General features: G+C 74.3%; 14 protein-coding genes. 7 read left to right on the top strand and 7 right to left on the bottom strand.

Annotated features, from left to right (window positions below):
* Positions 1–13: 13 nt before the first annotated feature.
* From PIR53_05400 to PIR53_05385, 4 genes are all read right to left on the bottom strand, one after another.
* Positions 14–2,044, bottom strand: coding sequence for a helix-turn-helix domain-containing protein (locus tag PIR53_05400; protein WZH53434.1), 2,031 nt, complete (start codon positions 2,042–2,044; stop codon positions 14–16).
* Positions 2,041–4,752 carry a DNA translocase FtsK gene (locus PIR53_05395; protein ID WZH53433.1) on the bottom strand — a complete coding sequence of 904 codons (2,712 nt, stop codon included), beginning with the start codon at positions 4,750–4,752 and terminating at the stop codon, positions 2,041–2,043. Before PIR53_05395 ends, PIR53_05400 begins: the two co-directional genes overlap by 4 nt.
* Before the next feature lie 117 nt (positions 4,753–4,869).
* Positions 4,870–5,772: a M56 family metallopeptidase gene (locus PIR53_05390; GenBank protein WZH53432.1), complete on the bottom strand. Its 903-nt coding sequence runs from the start codon at positions 5,770–5,772 to the stop codon at positions 4,870–4,872.
* A gap of 14 nt (positions 5,773–5,786) precedes the next feature.
* Positions 5,787–6,209 carry a BlaI/MecI/CopY family transcriptional regulator gene (locus tag PIR53_05385; protein WZH53431.1) on the bottom strand — a complete coding sequence of 141 codons (423 nt, stop codon included), beginning with the start codon at positions 6,207–6,209 and terminating at the stop codon, positions 5,787–5,789.
* A 120-nt stretch (positions 6,210–6,329) separates the two neighbouring features.
* On the opposite strand from PIR53_05385, the gene PIR53_05380 reads away from it, so the two are divergent.
* The 6 genes from PIR53_05380 (at position 6,330) to PIR53_05355 (ending at position 15,057) form a co-directional block, all read left to right on the top strand.
* Positions 6,330–7,847: a cytochrome ubiquinol oxidase subunit I gene (locus PIR53_05380; GenBank protein WZH53430.1), complete on the top strand. Its 1,518-nt coding sequence runs from the start codon at positions 6,330–6,332 to the stop codon at positions 7,845–7,847.
* A gap of 20 nt (positions 7,848–7,867) precedes the next feature.
* A complete protein-coding gene (gene cydB, locus PIR53_05375) occupies positions 7,868–8,896 on the top strand; it encodes a cytochrome d ubiquinol oxidase subunit II (protein ID WZH53429.1) in 1,029 nt (342 codons plus the stop codon).
* Between the two features lie 25 nt (positions 8,897–8,921).
* On the top strand, positions 8,922–12,329 hold the full coding sequence (gene cydD / locus PIR53_05370) for a thiol reductant ABC exporter subunit CydD (protein ID WZH53428.1): 3,408 nt from the start codon (positions 8,922–8,924) through the stop codon (positions 12,327–12,329).
* Between the two features lie 49 nt (positions 12,330–12,378).
* Complete coding sequence (locus PIR53_05365; protein WZH53427.1) at positions 12,379–13,041, top strand: lysoplasmalogenase; 663 nt, start codon at positions 12,379–12,381, stop codon at positions 13,039–13,041.
* Positions 13,042–13,131: 90 nt separating this feature from the next.
* Complete coding sequence (locus PIR53_05360) at positions 13,132–14,265, top strand: VOC family protein (protein ID WZH53426.1); 1,134 nt, start codon at positions 13,132–13,134, stop codon at positions 14,263–14,265.
* 6 nt (positions 14,266–14,271) lie between these two features.
* On the top strand, positions 14,272–15,057 hold the full coding sequence (locus PIR53_05355) for an MOSC domain-containing protein (protein WZH53425.1): 786 nt from the start codon (positions 14,272–14,274) through the stop codon (positions 15,055–15,057).
* Between the two features lie 3 nt (positions 15,058–15,060).
* On the opposite strand, the gene PIR53_05350 is transcribed toward PIR53_05355, so the two are convergent.
* Both PIR53_05350 and dapA read right to left on the bottom strand, forming a co-directional pair.
* A complete protein-coding gene (locus tag PIR53_05350; GenBank protein ID WZH53424.1) occupies positions 15,061–16,752 on the bottom strand; it encodes a ribonuclease J in 1,692 nt (563 codons plus the stop codon).
* Between the two features lie 8 nt (positions 16,753–16,760).
* Complete coding sequence (dapA, locus tag PIR53_05345) at positions 16,761–17,663, bottom strand: 4-hydroxy-tetrahydrodipicolinate synthase (GenBank protein ID WZH53423.1); 903 nt, start codon at positions 17,661–17,663, stop codon at positions 16,761–16,763.
* A gap of 109 nt (positions 17,664–17,772) precedes the next feature.
* Between dapA and PIR53_05340 the strand changes: the two genes are divergently transcribed.
* Positions 17,773–18,330 carry a hypothetical protein gene (locus PIR53_05340; GenBank protein WZH53422.1) on the top strand — a complete coding sequence of 186 codons (558 nt, stop codon included), beginning with the start codon at positions 17,773–17,775 and terminating at the stop codon, positions 18,328–18,330.
* On the opposite strand, the gene PIR53_05335 is transcribed toward PIR53_05340, so the two are convergent.
* The gene (locus PIR53_05335) at positions 18,299–19,222 is read right to left on the bottom strand and encodes an LLM class F420-dependent oxidoreductase (GenBank protein WZH53421.1); all 924 of its coding nucleotides are present in this window, start codon (positions 19,220–19,222) and stop codon (positions 18,299–18,301) included. The genes PIR53_05340 and PIR53_05335 overlap by 32 nt on opposite strands.
* Positions 19,223–19,235: the final 13 nt, after the last annotated feature.

The raw sequence follows: 19,235 nt of genomic DNA, 5'->3' as shown, positions 1-19,235 counted from the left end.
GTGGTGGAGGCGGTCAGGAGAGCGAGCGCTGCACGGGCTCGCCCGCCTCGCCCAGCGGGCTCGCGTCGCGCCCGTCGACCGCCGCCGCGACCCCGCCGTCGGAGCTCGAGATGCGCACGGGCGGCGTCGCCCGCACGGCCTGGCTGGCCCCCGGCTCGAGGCGGCCCTGCCACACGACGTCCCCGGCCGCGTCCCGCACCGTGACGTCGGCCGCCTGCTCGCCGGCCACCAGCTCGACGTCGAGCGGCGTCGCCGCGCTGCCGGACGTGAGCCCGGCCTGCTCGCCGCCGGTCCCCTCGCTGCCGGCCGGCCGCTCGAAGAGGAACTGCGCGACCGCCCAGAGGAGCACGACGGACATGACCGCCGCGACGAGCACCGACCAGTTCGGGCCACCGCGCGTCGCGCGCAGCGATCCGCCCGGCACCGTGGCGAGCTCCGCCTCGAACACGCGGCGGGCGTCGATGGGCGCGGCGGCGTAGCGCTCGTCGTACTCCTCCACCAGCGGCTGCGGCTCCACCCCCAGCACGCGGCCGAGGGTGCGCAGGTGGCCCCGCGCGTAGAAGTCGCCGCCGCAGGGACCGAAGTCGTCGACCTCGATCGCCTCGATCACGTGCGGCCGGATCCGGGTGCGCTCCGCCACCTGGTCGACGCTGAGGCCCAGCCGGCGGCGCGCCTCGGTCAGCACGGGGCCGACGACGGGCTCGACGACCGGCTCGGTCGCCACCACGCCGAGGGGGCCGGTCGCCTCGTCGAGGGGGTCGCGGGTCTCGTACGCCGCGAGCCCGGGCTCGGCGGGACGCCGGAGGTACGCCGCGGCCTCGGGCAGCTCGCGCTCCGCGGGCTCCTCGGCCTCGACGCGGGCCGAGGCGGGCAGGTCGAGCACGGCCTCCTCGCGGCGCAGCACCTCGGCCCGCACGGCGGCACGCGGCTCGCGCAGCGGGGCGGGGGTCGGCGAGGCGGGTACGGCGCCGGGCTGGTCCCCGCCGACCCGGAAGTCGTCGCGGGAGTCCTCCCCGAGGTCGTCCTGACGGGGGCCTCGCCCGTCGTCCAGGTCCTCTGCGGTCGCGCGCCCGGTCTCCCGGCGCTCGGCCAGGCGGGCCAGCACCGTCGCGGCCCAGGGGCGCAGGCGCTGCGCCGCCGCCACGACGGGCGGCGGTGCGTCGCCGCGTGCGTGGTCGTCGGCGGGCGGGGTGGCGTCGTCGGCGACCGGCTCCACGACGGGCTCCACGACGGGCTCCACGACGGGCTCCACGACCGGCGTGGCCTCGGTCTGCGCCACGGGGGCCTCGACCGGGTCGGTGGGAGCCTCGACCAGGTCCTCCGCCGGGGCCTCCGCCGGGGCCTCCACCGAGGTCTCCGCCGGGGCCTCGTGCACCTGCACCGGGACCTCGGGGTCCGCCAGCGTCCGCACGGCCACGGCGAGGTCGTCCGCGCCGGTCACCCTGGTGGAGAGGCCGACGGGGAGGGCGAACGAGCCGCCGTACCACCGCCGGGCGAGGAACGCGTGCCAGCGCGCGCTGCCGTCGAGCGCGCCGACGACCTCGTCGGCGTCGAACGGCACCACGACCAGCCGGCCGTCGCGCAGCAGACCCTGGCGCGGGGCGAGCTCGACGCGGTCCACGCTCTCCCAGGGCAGGCCCTGCCAGGTGCGGCCGAGGCGCATGCGCACGCCCTGCGCGTCGACGACGGCGAGCGGCACGCGGGCGTCCACGAACGCCGTCAGGTAGGCCAGCGCCACGACCGCGAGGAAGCCCGTCAGGGACCACGCCAGCGCACCGCCGTCGGCGGCGGCGCGGCTGAGCCACGCCACGGCCAGGCCGGCGGAGGCGAGGCCGACGACGCCGGCGACGAGACCGCTGCGACGCAGCTCGACGGCGGCACCGGCCGCCACGTCCCGGTCGAGGTCCAGGTCGTCGGAGACCACGCCGAACATCTCCCAGTCGGGCCGCCGCGGCAGGTTGAGGCCGAACGGGTCGCGCCGCGTGCCCTGGGCCGCGCCCTCGGTGCCGCCGTGCGGGTCATCGATCGTCTCGTGCTGGCTCACTGCTCCCCCTGCAACGTCAGGATCACGCCGTCGATCTCGTCGGGCTTGACGAGCACGTCCCGAGCCTTGGAGCCCTCGCTGGGTCCGACGACCCCGCGGCTCTCCAGGATGTCCATGAGGCGTCCGGCCTTCGCGAAGCCGACGCGCAGCTTGCGCTGCAGCATCGACGTCGAGCCGAACTGGGTCGACACGACGAGCTCGACGGCCTGGATCACCAGGTCCATGTCGTCGCCGATGTCGTCGTCGAGCTCCCGCTTGCTCTGGGCCGGCGCCGTGACGTCCTCGCGGTAGGTCGGCTCGAGCTGCGCCCGGCAGTGCTTGACGACCTGGGCGATCTCGCCCTCCCCCACCCACGAGCCCTGCACGCGGATCGGCTTCGACATGCCCATCGGCAGGAAGAGGCCGTCACCCTGGCCGACGAGCTTCTCGGCGCCGGGCTGGTCGAGGATGACGCGGCTGTCGCCGAGCGACGACGTGGCGAACGCCAGCCGTGACGGCACGTTGGCCTTGATGAGGCCCGTCACCACGTCCACCGACGGACGCTGCGTCGCCAGGACGAGGTGGATGCCGGCGGCGCGCGCGAGCTGGGTGATGCGCACGACGGCGTCCTCGACGTCCCGCGGGGCGACCATCATGAGGTCGGCGAGCTCGTCGACGATGACGAGCAGGTAGGGGTACGGCGTGAGCACGCGCTCGCTGCCCGGGGGGACCTCGATCTTGCCGGCCCGCACCGCCTTGTTGAAGTCGTCGACGTGGCGGAAGCCGAAGTTGGCGAGGTCGTCGTAGCGCAGGTCCATCTCGCGCACGACCCACGCGAGGGCCTCTGCGGCCTTCTTCGGGTCCGTGATGATCGGCGTGATGAGGTGCGGGATGCCCTCGTAGGCGTTCAGCTCCACGCGCTTCGGATCGACCATGATCATGCGCACCTCGTCGGGCGTGGAGCGCATGAGGATCGACGTGATCATCGAGTTGATGAAGCTCGACTTGCCGGAGCCGGTCGCACCGGCGACGAGGAGGTGGGGCATCTTCGCCAGGTTGGCGACGACGAAGCCGCCCTCCACGTCCTTGCCGAGGCCCGCGATCATCGGGTGCGGCTCGGAGCGCGCCGTGCTCGAGCGGAGCACGTCGCCGAGCGACACGATCTCCTTGTCGAGGTTCGGGATCTCCACGCCGACCGCGGACTTGCCCGGGATGGGGCTGAGGATGCGCACGTCGGCCGAGGCGACGGCGTACGCGATGTTCTTCTGGACGTTGAGGATCTTCTCGACCTTCACGCCCGGGCCCAGCTCGACCTCGTAGCGGGTGACCGTCGGGCCGCGCGTGTAGCCCGTGACCTGCGCGTCGATGTTGAACTCGTCCATCACCTGGGTGAGCCGCTCGACGACGGCGTCGGACGCCTTGGAGCGCGCCTTGTGGGGCGAGCCCTCCTTGAGCATCTCGCTGGCGGGCAACGAGTAGGCGATGTCCCCGGAGATCGAGAGCTGCTCGACCCGCGGCGGCAGCTCCGCGTGCGGCGGCGGCTCGAGGACGCCGTCCCCGTCGCGCGAGGAGGCGCGGCCGGCGGCAGCGGCCGCCGCGGCCGACGGAGCCGGGGCGTCGAGGTCGAGACCCGTCGCCGGCGCCCCCGGGCGCTCCGGAGCGTCCGGGGTCTCACCGAAGACCCCCTGCGCGAAGTCCAGCGCGTCAGGGCCGACGTCGGCGGTGAGCGCGGCCTCGGCCTCCTCGGCGGCGGCGCGCTCCTCGCGCTCGGCCTTGAGCCGGGCGCGCCGCTCCTTGCGGCTCTCCTCAGTGACGAGCGGGGTGTCGTAGGCCGGGTCGCCGGCATCGAGGTCGATGTCCTCGTCGGCGGCGGAGCGCTCGGCCCGACCCGCGTGGCCCGGTGCGCCGAGGAGGCGGTCGCGGGCCTCGCGGAGGCGGGCGGGAATCTGGTAGACGGGCGTCGCCGTGATGATGAGGACCCCGAAGAAGCCCAGCAGCGCGAGCAGCGGCACGACGACCCAGGCGCTGCGGAGCAGGTCCAGCAGGAGGCTGGAGACGACGAAACCGACGGCACCGCCGGCCTGCTGGAGGTCGTTGGTGTCGCCGAGCACGGGCTCGGGGTTGCCGTTGGCGATGTGCACGATGCCGAGGAGGCCGAACGACAGGGCCGTCCACCCGATGACCTGGCGACCCACGGGACCGTTGCGCTCGGGGTCACGCATGTTGCGCCACCCCACGTAGACGAGCGCCAGCGGCACGAAGCCCGCCAGCTTGCCGACGGAGCCGGCCACCATCGTGCGCACCGTGTCGAGCGCGGCCCCGGAGAACTGCCACCAGACGGCGCCCGCGACCACGACCGCGAGACCGAAGAAGGCGAGTCCGACGCCGTCGCGGCGGTGCTCGGGCTCCACCTCGCGCGCCGCGTGGCCGACGCTGCGCGCCGCCCCGCCCACGGCGCCCGCGAGACCGAGCCAGGCGGCGACGATGCCGCGGCCGATCAGCGCGAAGAAGCGCAGGACCGGGCCGGGACCGCTGCGCACCGCCCGGGGAGCCGGGCGCGCCGGAGCACGCTTCGCGCTGCCACCTCGGGCGTTGCCGGAACGGGTGGACTTGCCGGTACTCCGGGCGCGAGACCCCGAGCCGCCCTTGGACGCACCCGTGCGGGATGCGCCGTTGCGGGACGTGCTCGAGCTTCGCGACCCCGGCGGGGAAGACGTACGGGTCGCCATGCTGGTGACCCTAGGCGATCGTCACACCCGCACCACGCTTCACTCGAGGCGTGTCGCGCCCCGGTCCTGTGGACCGGGCCACGGCGTGGTACGGCGCGGTCGGACCGGGCCGCCCCGTCAGAAGCCGGCGTCGGCGACGGCCGCCAGCCAGGGGGCGACGACCAGCCACGTCGGGAGCACGAGGACGGCCAGCGACAGCACCACCAGCACCGGCCCCTGCGGTCGCGGCGGGGCCGGGTCGCCCAGCACCTCGATGCGCGCCACCAGGTCGGAGGTCCGGCCAGAGCCCGCACCCATCGCAGCCGCCGGTGCCCGCGACTCGGCGAGCTGCACGAGCGCCTGCGCCAGCGGGCGACGTCCGGCTGCGCGCGCCGCGGCCCGGTCGGCGCACATCTCGACCAGGAGCCGCACCTCGGCCAGCGCGCGGGCGCTCGAGACCCAGCGCGGGAACGCGCGGTGCAGCACGTCGAAGAACTCGACGACGAGGTCGTGGCGGAACCGCAGGTGGGCCCACTCGTGGGCCAGCACGGCACCCACCTCGTCGACGTCGAGCCGCTCGATGAACCCGGCGGACACGACGACGCGCGAGCGGTGGATGCCCGGCAGGCAGTACGCCACCGGGGCGTCGTCGTCGAGCACGCGCACCCCGTCGTCCTGCACCCGGCCGAGGAGGTCCACCTGGTCGGCGTGGCGGCGGCGGATGCGCCGCAGGCTGGCCCCGACCCGGTGGGCGCTCAGCAGCAGCCGCCCGGCGACGAGACCGGTGACACCGAGCGCGACCGCGGCCACGGCGTACTCCGCCGGCCCGGGCATGCGGCCGCTGCCGTCCTCGACGAGGACGTGGGCCGTGACCAGCGCGAGCGTCGAGCCCAGGGCCGCCAGCACGGCGGCGAGCGCGACGGCCTGCCAGAGCAGGAGCGCGGCGTACGGCGTGCGGCGCAGCACGTGGGCACGCGCCAGCGCCGCCGGCACGGGGCCGGCGAGCACCACGGCGAGCGCGCCGAGCACGAGCGGGGTCACGGGTCCAGCCTGCCTCAGGCCCCCGCGGCTGGGGGGTCGCGGTCGTCGGGGATGCGCGCGAGCGCGTCGCGCAACGCCTGCAGCTCCTCGGCACTGGCGTCGCCGACGAACGCGACGAGCGCGCCCGTGCGGTCGTCGGAGCCGATGTCGTCGAGCGCGGTGCGCATGAGGGACGCGGTCATCTCGCCGCGCGAGGCGCTGGCGCGGTAGCGGTAGGCGCGGCCGTCGCGCTCCTGCACGACGAGCTCCTTGCGCGCGAGGCGGTCCATGACCGTCATGACGGTCGTGTAGGCGACCTCGCGCTGGGCGGACACCTCCTCGTGCACGTCACGGACGGTGACCGTCTCGTCGGCGGACCGGGACCAGAGGACGTCCATCACGGCGCGCTCGAGATCACCGAGCGCCGACCTTGAGGAGTTCTTGCGAGACGAGGGCACGGGTTGAGTGTACCGCCGATCTGAGTTCGTACTACGATCTGTAGTAACTACTACGCAGCGTCGTAGAAGTCGGGCGGGGGAAGGCCCCGCCCGTGCCCTGGCCCCCAGGAGGACCGAGCAATGGAGCTCGTCGACATCGCACGGTGGCAGTTCGGCATCGTCACCGTGTACCACTTCCTCTTCGTCCCGCTCACGATCGGGCTCACGCTCGTCGTCGCGATCTTCGAGACGTTCTGGTTGCGCACCAAGAACCCCGACTACCTGCGCCTCACGAAGTTCTTCGGGAAGCTCTTCCTCATCAACTTCGCGCTCGGTCTCGTGACCGGCATCGTGCAGGAGTTCCAGTTCGGCATGAACTGGTCGGACTACTCGCGCTTCGTCGGCGACGTGTTCGGCGCACCGCTCGCGATCGAGGGCCTGCTGGCCTTCTTCCTCGAGTCGACCTTCCTGGGCCTGTGGATCTTCGGGTGGGACAAGCTCCCCCGCCTCGTGCACGCCGCCTGCATGTGGATCGTGCACCTCGGCGTGCTGGCCTCGTCGTGGTTCATCCTCGCGGCAAACTCCTGGATGCAGCACCCCGTCGGCTACGACTACAACCCCGAGACCGGGCGCGCCGAGCTGACCGACTTCGCCGCGGTGATGTTCAACAAGGTGCAGCTCGTGACGTTCCCGCACGTGGTGCTCGCGGCGTACATGACCGCCGCCGCCTTCGTGATCGGCGTCAGCGCGTGGCTCTACGTCTCGAAGCGGCACGGCGGCCGGGTGGCCACCGAGGAGGAGGTCGACGCCGGCGAGGCGCCGACGATCGCCGCGACCGCGCGCTCCGACCGCGAGATGTACCGCAAGGGCATGCGCATCGCCGCGGTCCTCATGGCCGTCGCCGGGATCGGCGTCGTCGTCTCGGGCGACATCCAGGGCAAGGTCATGACCGAGGTGCAGCCCATGAAGATGGCCGCCGCCGAGGCGCTCTACGAGACCGAGGAGTCCTGCGCGCCCTTCTCCGTCTTCACCATCGGCACCCCCGACGGCCAGCACGAGAAGTTCGCCGTGACGGTGCCCTGCCTCCTCTCGTTCCTGGGCACGGGCTCCTTCGACGGCGAGGTCAAGGGCATCAACGAGCTCCGGTCGACCTACGCCGAGCAGTACGGCTCGGATCCGGGCGCGACGTACTACACGCCCGGCGACTACGTGCCCAACATCCCCGTCACCTACTGGACCTTCCGCTGGATGATGGGCTTCGGGGCGCTCGGCGCCGCCGGCTCGGTGCTGGTGCTGTGGCTCACCCGCCGCAAGCGCGACGATGCCGTCGACCCCGCCTGGGTCGGCCGGGTCGGGATCGCGCTCCCCGTCGTGATGGTCGCGGCCAACTCGATGGGCTGGATCTTCACCGAGATGGGCCGGCAGCCGTGGGTCGTGTTCGGCCTCATGACCACCGAGCGGGGCGTCTCCCCCGGGGTCAGCGTCACCGAGGCGCTCATCTCGGTGGTCGCGCTCACCAGCCTCTACGCCGTGCTCGCCGTCATCGAGCTGAAGCTGCTCGCGAAGACCGTCAAGAAGGGCCCGGAGCCGTTCGTCGAGCCGCCGGACCCCGGCCGGGACGACCACGACGCCGACGCGCCCCTCACGTTCGCCTACTGAGCAGGATCGAGGAACCCACCATGTTCGGACTCGAGCTCACCACCGTCTGGTTCGTGCTCATCGCCGTCCTCTGGATCGGCTACTTCGCCCTCGAGGGCTTCGACTTCGGCGTCGGCATGCTCGTCCCGGTGCTCGCCCGGGACGAGACCGAGCGGCGCGTCATGATCAACACCGTCGGCCCCGTCTGGGACGGCAACGAGGTGTGGCTGCTCGTCGCCGGCGGGGCGACGTTCGCGGCGTTCCCGGAGTGGTACGCCACGCTGTTCAGCGGCTTCTACCTGCCGCTGCTGCTCATCATCGTCGCCCTGATCCTGCGCAACCTGTCGTTCGAGTTCCGCCACAAGGGCGACACGGCCGCGTGGCGCGCCCGGTGGGACGCGGCACTGATCGGCGGGTCCTTCGTCACCGCCTTCCTGTGGGGCGTCGCGTTCGCCAACATCGTGGCCGGCGTGCCGATCGACGCCGACAAGGAGTTCACCGGGAACCTGCTCACGCTGCTCAACCCCTTCGGGCTGCTCGGCGGCGTCGTGCTCGTGCTGCTCTTCCTCACCCACGGCGCGATGTTCGTGGCGCTGAAGACCGACGGCGACATCCGGCACCGGGCCCGTGCGCTCGCCGTCCGGATCGGGCTGGCCGCCGCCGCCGCGGCCGTCGTCTTCCTCGTCTGGACCCAGGTGCAGACCGGCTCGCTCGGCTCGGCCGCCGCGTTCGTGCTCGGCGCCGCGTGCCTGCTCGCCGGCATCGGCGCCGCCGCCGCCGGCCGTGAGGGCTGGGCGTTCCTCGGCACGTTCCTCACGATCGCCCTGGCGGTCGGCGGGCTCTTCCTCGCCCTCTTCCCGGACGTCATGCCGTCGAGCACGAGCGCGGCCTTCTCGCTGACGACCACCAACGCGGCGGCGACGCCGTACACGCTGGAGATCATGACCTGGGTCGCGGTCGTCTTCACGCCGATCGTCATCGGCTACCAGACCTGGACCTACTGGGTGTTCCGCAAGCGCATCTCCACCCACCACATCCCGACCGCCGACCTCGCCGCCGCGCGCGGCTGAGCCGGCCGCGGAGCAGGAGGCAGCGATGAAGCCCCTCGACCCGCGGGTGCTCCCCCACCTCGCACCCGCGCGCGGCCCCCTCGCGGTCGTGGTCGCCGGCAGCGTGCTCGGCGCCGGCCTGCTCGTCGGGCAGGCACTGGCGCTGGCGGCCACCGTGGCGCGGCTGGTCGCCGACCCGCTCGGCACGGGCTGGCACCTCCCGGCGGCCCTGTTCGTCGCGGCGCTGCTCGGGCGCGCGGCGCTGGCGACGGTGACGGACGTCGCCGCTGCCCGCGCCGCCGCCCTGGTGGGTGTGCGGCTGCGCGACGTCGTGCTCGCGGCCGTGCTCGGGCGTCGCCCCGACGACGGTGAGGCGCGCCGGGGGCTGGGCGCCGACGGCCTCCTCGCCACCCGCGGGGTGGCGGCGGTCGAGCCGTACCTGACGCGCTACCTCCCCGCCCTGGTGCTCGCCGTCGTGCTGCCGGTCGTCACGCTCCTGGCGATCGCCTCGCTGGACTGGCTGTCCGGGCTGATCGTCGTGCTCACCCTCCCCCTGCTCCCGGTCTTCGCGATCCTCATCGGGATGAGCACGCGCGAGCGGGCGGACCGGCAGTGGCGGGTGCTCGGCCAGCTCGCCGGCCACTTCGTCGACGTCGTGCGCGGGCTGCCGACCCTCGTCGTGCACCGGCGCGCCCGCGCCCAGGCACCGCGGATCCGCGAGGTCACCGACCGCTACCGGCGGGCGAACACCGACGTGCTCAAGCTGGCGTTCGCGTCGTCGGCGGCGCTCGAGCTCATCGCGACCATCTCCGTCGCGCTCGTCGCGGTGGCGGTCGGCCTCCGGCTCGCCGGGGGCGGGCTCGAGCTGGAGACGGCGCTCGCGGTCCTGCTGCTCGCCCCCGAGGCGTACTGGCCGCTGCGGCGCGTCGGCGCCGAGTTCCACGCGGCGGCCGAGGGCACCGCCACCTTCGAGGCGATCCACGACCTGACCTCCGGGCGACGGGCCGGGAGCGGGCGTGCCGCGGACGTGACCCTGGCCGGGGACATCCGCGTCGAGACGCTGCGGGTGCGCCGAGGGGACCGCGAGGAACCCGTGCTCGACGGCCTGTCGGTGACGATCCCGCGTCGGGGCCTCACCGTCGTGACCGGCCCCTCGGGCTGCGGCAAGTCCACGCTGCTGGAGGCGCTCCGCGGCGAGCTCGACCACGACGGCACCGTCCTCGTCGGCGGGACCGACCTCGCGGGGGTCCACCCCGACGCCTGGCGGCGGCACATCGCCCTCGTCGGGCAGCGGCCGTGGTTGCTCGACGCGTCGATCGGCGCCAACGTGCGCGTCGGGCGTCCCGGCGCGGACGACACCGACGTCTGGGACGCCCTGCGCCGGGTGCGGCTCGACGACGTGGTCCGCGCGCTGCCCGGGGGCCTCGACGCGCCGCTGGGCGAGGACGGCGACGGTCTGTCCGCGGGCCAGCGGGCCCGGCTCGCCCTCGCCCGCGTCGTGCTGGCGGACCGTCCCTACGTGTTGCTCGACGAGCCGACCGCCCACCTCGACGCGGCGACGGAGGAGGTGCTCGTCGAGGTCGTCCGTGACCTGGCCCGCACCCGTTGCGTCGTCGCGGTGGCCCACCGGCCGGCGCTCGTCGCGGCGGCGGACCACCGCATCGCGCTGCGGGGCCCGGTCGACGTCCGACCCGCGAGCCCGGTTGCGGCCCGTGTGGCGGGTGCGCCGCGGCGTACGGCGCCCTCCCCGGACGTCCCCGCCGGGCCGGCCCTCCCGGACGCGTCCGTGGAGGCCCCGAGCACCCGGGCGGCAGGGCGGGTGGGCCTCCGCTGGGCCGGCGCCGTGGCCCTCGGCGTGCTCTCCTCGCTCTTCGGCGTCGCGCTCACGGCGACCGCCGGCTGGTTGATCGTGCGCGCCTCCGAGCAGCCGCCGGTGCTCATGCTGATGGTCGCCATCGTGGGGGTGCGGGCGTTCGGGCTGGGCCGGCCGGCGTTCCGGTACGCCGAACGCCTGGTGTCCCACGACGTGGGTCTGCGCGAGCTGGCCGAGCGCCGGGCGCGCGTCTATGACGTGCTGGTGCCGCTCGTGCCGGGCCGGCTCGGCGGGCGGCGCCGCGGTGACCTCCTCACCAGCGTGGTCGACGACGTCGACAGCCTCCTCGACGACCGCCTGCGGGTGCGCATGCCGGTGGTCACGGCGGTCGGCGTGCTCGCCGTGACGGCCCTGGTCGCGGGGCCCGTCCTCCCCGCCGCCGCCCTGGTGGCGGTCGGCGTCGCGGCAGTGGCGGGGCTGGCGACGTGGGCGACCGCCCGGTGCGGCGTCGCCGCCGGCGCTGACCGCGTCGTCACCGCCCGGGCCGAGGTGGCCCGTCACGCGCTCACCACGCTCGACGACGCACGCTCGCTCGTCGCCTGGCAGGCCGACGGGGACGCCCGCCGTGTCGTGCGGTCCGCCGGCACCGAGCTGGGCCGGGCCACCACACGGGCAGCGGCCTGGGCCGCCGTCGCGCGGGCGTGGCCCGCCGTCGGTGCTGCCGTCTCCGTCGTGCTCGTCGCCCGGCTCGGGGCCGACGCGCTCGCGGCCGGCGAGGTCGGCGCGCCGGTGCTCGCGCTCTTCCTGCTCCTGCCGCTGGCGCTCGTCGACGTCGTCGCGCCCCTGGCCGACGCCGGCGTGCTCGGGGTCACCACCCGCGCGGCCCGGCAGCGGCTCGACGCGCTCGAGGACCTCGAGCCGGCCGTCGCCGTCCCCGCGACCCCGGCGCCGCTCCCCGCGGGACCGGGCGCGTGCGACATCACGCTCGACGGCGTCGCGGCCACGTGGGAGCCGGGCCGGACCGCCGTCGCCGGGCTCGACCTCGACCTGCCCGCCGGGAGCCACGTCGGGCTCGTGGGCCCGTCGGGCTGCGGCAAGTCGACCGTCGCCGCCCTGCTCGTGCGCTTCCTCTCCCCCACCGCCGGCACCCACCGCCTGGGCACGACGGACGTGGAGACGCTGCACCCCGACGACGTACGCCGCCGCGTCGGCCTCGTCGACGACGACCCCTACCTGTTCGCGTCGACCGTGGCCGAGAACGTCCGCCTCGCCCGACCGTCGGCGACCGACGCCGAGGTGGAGCACGCCCTCGTGGCGGCGCGACTCGACCTGTGGCTGGCCGGTCTCCCCGCAGGCCTGGCGACCCGGATCGGCGACGGCGGGGTCGGTGTGTCGGGCGGCGAACGGGCCCGGATCGGTCTCGCCCGCGCGCTGCTGGCCGACACTGCGGTGCTCGTGCTCGACGAGCCGACCGCTCACCTCGACACCGCGACGGCGCGGGCGGTCACCGACGACCTCCTCACCGCGTGCGCCGGCCGCTCGGTCGTGTGGATCACGCACGACGAGGTCGGGCTCGACCGCATGGACCGGGTCGTCGCCCTCGGCGGGACGCCGGCGCCGACGGCGGCTGGGGTGCACTAACGCGGGGCGCCGTGGTCGGGCGCCGACTGCCACTGGCATGCTGCGGCGCGTGCCGCCGCTGCTCGTCCTCGTGACCGCCGCCCTGTTCGTCGTCATCGCCGTCACCAACTGGGTGGCCGTCGCGCAGGAGGACCGCCGCACGGAGGCCGTCGTCAAGCCCGCGGCCCTCCTGGCGCTCACCACCGCCGCGCTGGCGGGCGGAGCAGTCGACAGCACGGCCGGCGCGTGGCTCGTCGGCGCGCTCCTCCTCGGCACGGTCGGCGACGTCTTCCTCCTGGGCGGGTCCGAACGGCGCTTCCTCGCCGGGCTGGGGGCGTTCCTGGTCGGCCACCTGGCGTACGTCGCCTGCTTCGCCACCCTCGGGGTCGCGGTGTCGTGGTGGCTCGCGGGCGGGGCCGTGGCCCTCGTCGGAGCGCTGGTGGCCGGACGCGCCGTGCTCCCGGCGACCCTCCGGTCGGGCGGGATCGGCCTCGCGGCTCCGGTCGCGGCGTACATGCTCGTCATCGGCGCGATGCTCGTGACGGGCTGGGGCACCGGGCTCGTGCTGGTGGCCGCGGGCGCCGCGGTGTTCGTCGCCAGCGACACGGTGCTGGCGCTCGACCGGTTCGCCCGACCGCGGACCTGGGTCGCGCCGTGGCCGCACGTGGCGGTGATGGTGACCTACCACCTGGGCCAGGCGCTCATCGTGCTCGGCGTCCTGCGGGCGGTGTGACCCGGGCTCCCCGTGGCCGTCCCGCGCCGGATCTGTCCACGGCCTTTCCGGCCCTGCCGGAACCTCGGCACGTCGCTCTACGGTGACCCCATGAGCATCGTCGTCGACCTCGCGGACCTCCCCGACGTGCTGGCGACGTTCGGCACGGGTTACCTGCTGTCGACCGACGGCACGGGCGTGAAGGCGGTGCACGTCGCACCCGACGAGGAGGCCGGCGGGGAGGCCGGCGGGGAGGCCGGCGGGGTGGTCGGCGGACTGCGCCTGCGGACGCCCGGCCGGGGCTCGCTCGCGAACGTCGCCGCGAACCCGCGGGTGACGCTGGTGTGGCCGCCCCGCGCGGCCCCGGGCTTCTCGCTGATCGTCGACGCCGAGGCACGGCCCGCCGCCGACGCACCCCACGACCTCGTCGTCGCGCCGGTCTCGGCAGTGCTGCACCGCCCGGTGGCGGAGTCCGACGAGACGGCGGCACGCCCGTTCTGGGTGAGCGCTTTCCTCGACGTCGACGCGTCGCACTGGGACTCCGTACCGGCCTACTGGGCCGCCGTGACGGGCTACCGACTGTCGCCCCCGCGGGGCGACGCCGGCGAGTTCGCGACCCTGGTCCCGCCCTCGGGTCACGACCACCTGCGGGTCCAACGGGTCGACGGTCGTGGCACGGGCGCACGGACCCGCGTCCACCTCGACCTCCACGTGCCCGACCCGGCGCGCGCCGCCGACCGGGCCGTGGCCCTCGGTGCGGGGGTGGTGCACCGCAGCCCGCACGGCTACGTGGTGCTCCGCTCCCCCGGCGGCCTGCTCTTCTGCTGCGTCGGCCACGCCGCCTGCCTCCGGGCACCGGCAGCGACGTGGCCCGACGGGTCCCGGTCGGCCGTCGACCAGGTGTGCGTCGACGCGCCAGCACACCTCGTCGACGCCGAGCGGGACTTCTGGGCCGAGCTCACCGGTTGGGTGCCGCAGCCGTCGAGCGTCAGCGGCGCGTTCTCCTCGCTGCGCCGCCCCGAGGGCCAGCCGCTGCGCCTGCTGTTCCAGCGGGTCGACGACGACCGCCCGGCCGTCACGGCGCACCTCGACGTGGCCTGCAGCGACCGCGCGGCCGAGACCGCCCGGCACCGCGCGCTGGGGGCGGAGCAGGTCGCCGAGCACGAGCGGTGGACGGTGCTGCGGGACCCCTCGGGTGCGACGTACTGCCTCACCGACCGCGACCCCGTCACCGGGATGCTCTGACGTCCGATGCACGTGTCCCGCCTGGGCGTCGCGCTGCTGAAGGGCGCCACGCACCCGTCGCTGCCCGCCCTGCGCCTCGACCCCGACGGCCCCGAGGGTGACCGCCTGCTCTGCGCCCTCGACGCCGACCGGCGCACGGTGCTCCGCACCGTGGCCCACCCGCGGTTGCTCACGGTGCGGGCGAGCCTGCGCGACGACGACCTCGGCCTCGCCGGCGGGTGGGACCTGCGGACGCCCGACGGCGTGGCGAGCGGCCCCGTCGAGCTCGACGGTACGGCCGCGGACGTCGACTACTGGGGACGACGCGTGACGGTACAGCCCCTCGCAGCATCGGCCCACAGCGCCCTGCTCTCCGCGCACCTGGGCCGCACCGTCACCCTGGCGGTCGCACCGCGGGGCGGGATCGTCTACGGCGCGTCGGTCAGCGTCGTCACGCGCGCGACGGTGCGGGCCCTGGCGCGCGCGGCCGGCCTCGTCGAGCCCGAGGAGGCCACCGCGGCCCGCCTGCGGTCGACGTTCGTGCTCGACGACACCGACCGTTCAGAGCCCTTCACCGAGGACGCCTGGGCCGGCCGCGAGCTCGCCCTCGGCGAGGCCAGGATCCGGGTGCGTGAGCCCATCGTCCGGTGTCGCGTGATCGACCACGACCCGGCCTCCGGGGATCCCGCACCCGCCGGACGCGGTCTCCTCCGCGCCCTGGCCACGCTCCGCGAGCGGCCCCACGCCGGCGTCGACGCCGATGTGACGCGACCGGGCCTCGTCACGCCCGGCGACGCCGCCCGCTGGACGTGAGCCTCAGGCCTGGATGACGACCGGCACGATCATCGGGCGCCGGCGCAGCTTGCCGCCGACCCAGCGGCCGACCACGCGCCGTACGGTCTGCTGGAGCTGGTGGTTGTCCGTCGTGCCGTCCGCGATCGCCGCCTCGACGGCCTTGAGGATGGGGCCGCGCACGGTGTCGAAGGCCGAGTCGTCCTCCGCGAAGCCGCGGGCGTGGATGTCGGGGCCGCTCAGCACCTTGCCGGTCACCGAGTCGACGACCACGATCACCGAGATGAAGCCCTCTTCGCCGAGGATCCGACGGTCCTTGAGCGAGGACTCCGAGAGGCCGCCGATGCTGGAGCCGTCGACGAAGACGTAGCCGCACTCCACCTTGCCGGTGATCGACGCGACGCCGTCGACGAGGTCGACCACGACACCGTCCTCGGCCAGCAGCACCCGGTCGGCCGGCACGCCGGTCGCCCGGGCGAGGTCGCCGTTGGCCCGCAGGTGCCGCACCTCGCCGTGGACCGGGAGCACGTTGCGCGGCTTGACGATGTTGTAGCAGTAGAGGAGCTCGCCGGCGCTGGCGTGACCGGAGACGTGCACCATCGCGTTGCCCTTGTGCACGACGTTGGCGCCGAGCTTGGAGAGCCCGTTGATGACCCGGTAGACCGCGTTCTCGTTGCCCGGGATGAGCGAGCTGGCGAGGATGACGGTGTCGTTCTCCTCGAGGTGCACGAAGTTGTGGCTCCGCTGCGCGATGCGGCTCAGCGCCGAGAGCGGCTCGCCCTGCGACCCCGTCGAGATGAGCACCTGCTGGTGCGGCGGCAGCTCGGTCAGCTGCTTGGCGTCCACGATGAGTCCCGGCGGCACGTTGAGGTAGCCCAGCTCGCGCGCGATGCCCATGTTGCGCACCATCGACCGGCCGACCCAGGCGACCTTGCGGCGGTGCTTGACCGCCATGTCGAGCACCTGCTGCACGCGGTGCACGTGGGAGGCGAAGCAGGCGACGATGATCCGCTGGTCGCTCGCGTAGAAGGTGCGGTCGAGCGCCGGCGTGATGTCCTTCTCGTGGGTGGTGAACCCGGGCACCTCGGCGTTGGTGGAGTCCGTGAGGAACAGGTCCACGCCCTCCTCGCCGAGACGCGCGAACGAGACGAGGTCGGTGATGCGACCGTCCAGCGGCAGCTGGTCCATCTTGAAGTCGCCGGTGTGCAGGACGAGACCGGCGCTGGTGCGGATCGCCACCGCGAGCGCGTCGGGGATCGAGTGGTTGACCGCCACCATCTCGAGCTCGAACGGCCCGAAGGTGATCACGTCACCGGCCTTGACGACGTGCTGCACGGGGTTGCGCAGCCGGTGCTCGCGCAGCTTGCCCTCGAGCAGGGCGAGGGTCAGCTGCGAGCCGACGAGCGGGATGTCGTTGCGCTCGCGGAGCAGGTACGGCGTCGCGCCGATGTGGTCCTCGTGGCCGTGCGTCAGCACGAGCGCCTCGACGGCGTCGAGGCGGTCACGGATGGCGGCGAAGTCGGGGAGGATCAGGTCGACGCCGGGGTGGTCGTCCTCGGGGAAGAGGACGCCGCAGTCGACGATGAGCAGACGGCCCTCGTGCTCGAAGACGGTCATGTTGCGACCGACCTCGCCGAGACCTCCGAGCGGGATGACCCGCAGCCCGCCCTTCGGCAGCTCCGGGGGGGCGGACAGCTCGGGGTGAGTATGGGACAAGCGGACTCCTAGTGGATGAGCCCCGACTTCACGAGGCCGGCGCGCAGGGCGGCGACCTCCTCGTCGTCGAGGGGAACGAGCGGGCTGCGCACGTTCCGGTTATCGAGGACGCCGAGGAGCTGGAGTGCTGCCTTGGCGGTGGTGGCTCCGTAGTTGGGGACGCCCATCACGGCGTCGAACGCGGGGAGCAGCCGCGTGAAGATCTCGCGTGCACCGGCGGGGTCGCCGGCGAAGAAGGTGTCGAGCACCGAGCGCAGCTCGTTGCCCGCGACGTGACCGCAGACCGAGACGAACCCGCTCGCGCCGTGGGCGAGCCAGCCGAGGTTGAGGGCGTCGTCGCCCGAGTACACGGCGAAGCCGAGCTGCGTGATCCGCAGGCCCCGCACGAAGTCACCGACCGCGTCCTTGACGGCGACGACGGGCTCCCACCCGACCATCTCCTCGTAGGACTCCAGCGCGATCTGCGAGCCCGTGCGCCCCGGGATGTCGTAGAGCATCACCGGGAGCTCGGCCGCCTCGACCACCTGGCGGAAGTGGTTCAGGATGCCCTTCTGGCCGGGCTTGTTGTAGTACGGCGTCACGAGGAGCACGCCGTCCGCGCCGTTCTTGTTCGCCTGACGGGCCAGCTCGGTGGAGGTGCGCGTGTCGTTGGTGCCGACACCGGCGACCAGGGTGACGTCCGGGCCGACCGCGTCCCGCACCGCGGCGAGGATCTCGCCGTCCTCGGCCTGGGTCGTGGTGGGCGACTCCCCCGTCGTACCGGACACCACGAGGCCGTCGTGACCGTTGGCGACGAGGTGACGGGCGATCTTCTGCGTGCTCTCGAGGTCGAGCGAGCCGTCCGCGTGGAACGCGGTCGCCATGGCGGTCAGGACGCGGCCGAACGGCGCGGCGGGAGCAGCAGTGGTCACGAGGGACAGGCTATCCCTGCCGCGGCACCCCGCTGCACGCGGCGCACCGCGGGGGACCTCCCGCCCGCTCCGGGTTTCGCACGGCCCGCGGCGCGGCACGGTGGCGCGCATGACGGAGATCCCCGGCTTCGGAACCTTCACACTCGACGAGCGGTCCGGCTGGCTCGAGAGCGACACGACCCTGGAGGTCCCCGGGCTGGGGGTGACCGGCACGGTCATCCTCGACGATCCGGAGGCCGACCCGGTCGAGGTCGCCGCGGTCCTCCGCCGCCTCGCGGCCCTCCCCACCGAGTTCCGGCAGACGCTGACGCCGTTCCTCTGGGCCTACTACTCCGACGTCGCGGCGGACGTCGACCTGGACGTGCCCCTGAGCCGCCCCGAGGACGTCTGGTCGCAGGTGGAGATCGGCGACGAGCTGCACGTCGCGCGCCACGACGGCACCTGGTACGTCGACGTCGAGTCGAGCTGCGACTGGGAACTGGAGCACGGGCTGCAGGTCGTGCTGCGCGACGGCGACACCCTCGTGAAGATCGGGCCCTACGACGGACACGTCGCGCACCTCGGCACCGACGAGATCTACCCCGGCGCCGGGCACGCGGACGGCAGGTCCGCGCGCCCGGGCTGGTGGCAGCGGCTCAGACGTGCGGCAGGACCTCGGCGGCGATGAGCCGCAGGTGGTCGAGGTCGCCCAGGTCGAGCACCTGCAGGTAGGCGCGCTGCGCGCCGGCCTCGGCGAACGCACCGAGCCGGTCCACGACCTCGCTCGGCGTGCCGGCCAGCCCGTTGGCCCGCAGTTCGTCGACGTCGCGGCCGATGGCAGCGGCCCGGCGGGCGATCTCGGCCTCGTCGGCGCCGACGCAGACGACGAGGGCGTTCGACCAGATGAGCTCGGCCGGGTCGCGGTCGATGGCCGCGCACGCCTCGCGCACCCGTGCGAACTGCGCGCGCGTGGTGTCCAGGTCGACGAAGGGCAGGTTGAACTCGTCGGCGTAGCGCGCGGCGAGCTCCGGCGTACGGCGCTTGCCCAGCCCGCCGACGAGCACCGGGGGCTTGGCCTGGGCCGGCTTCGGCAGGGCGGGCGAGTCCGTCAGCGTGTAGTGCTCGCCCGTGAACGAGTAGCGCTCCCCCTGCGGCGTCGCCCACAGGCCCGTGACGATCTCGAGCTGCTCGGCGTACCGGTCGAAGCGCTCGCGCGTGTCGGGGAAGGGGATGCCGTACGCCGCGTGCTCGCCCTCGAACCACCCGGCGCCCAGCCCGAGCTCGACCCGGCCGCCCGACATCTGGTCGACCTGCGCCACCTGGATCGCCAGGACGCCGGGGTGCCGGAACGTCGCCGACGTCATGAGGGTGCCGAGGCGGATCGTGCTGGTCTCGCGGGCGAGACCCGCCACCGTCGTCCAGGCGTCGCTCGGGCCGGGCAGTCCGTCGCCGCTCATGTGCAGGTAGTGGTCGGAGCGGAAGAACGCGTCGAACCCGAGACGCTCGGTCTCCTGGGCGACGGCGAGGAGGTCGTCGTAGGTCGCACCCTGCTGGGGCTCGGTGAAGATGCGGAGGTCCATGACCTGCAGCCTC

The sequence above is a fragment of the Nocardioides alkalitolerans genome (assembly GCA_038184435.1).
GTDB lineage: Bacteria > Actinomycetota > Actinomycetes > Propionibacteriales > Nocardioidaceae > Nocardioides > Nocardioides alkalitolerans_A.
This window is presented reverse-complemented; position numbering and strand designations above follow the sequence as displayed.

Excerpts from the sequence above, each read along its gene's own strand:
- PIR53_05395 (WZH53433.1), bottom strand. The coding sequence starts at position 4,752 with ATGGCGACCCGTACGTCTTCCCCGCCGGGGTCGCGAAGCTCGAGCACG.
- PIR53_05380 (WZH53430.1), top strand. The coding sequence starts at position 6,330 with ATGGAGCTCGTCGACATCGCACGGTGGCAGTTCGGCATCGTCACCGTG.
- cydB (WZH53429.1), top strand. The coding sequence starts at position 7,868 with ATGTTCGGACTCGAGCTCACCACCGTCTGGTTCGTGCTCATCGCCGTC.
- cydD (WZH53428.1), top strand. The coding sequence starts at position 8,922 with ATGAAGCCCCTCGACCCGCGGGTGCTCCCCCACCTCGCACCCGCGCGC.
- PIR53_05360 (WZH53426.1), top strand. The coding sequence starts at position 13,132 with ATGAGCATCGTCGTCGACCTCGCGGACCTCCCCGACGTGCTGGCGACG.
- PIR53_05355 (WZH53425.1), top strand. The coding sequence starts at position 14,272 with ATGCACGTGTCCCGCCTGGGCGTCGCGCTGCTGAAGGGCGCCACGCAC.
- PIR53_05340 (WZH53422.1), top strand. The coding sequence starts at position 17,773 with ATGACGGAGATCCCCGGCTTCGGAACCTTCACACTCGACGAGCGGTCC.
- PIR53_05335 (WZH53421.1), bottom strand. The coding sequence starts at position 19,222 with ATGGACCTCCGCATCTTCACCGAGCCCCAGCAGGGTGCGACCTACGAC.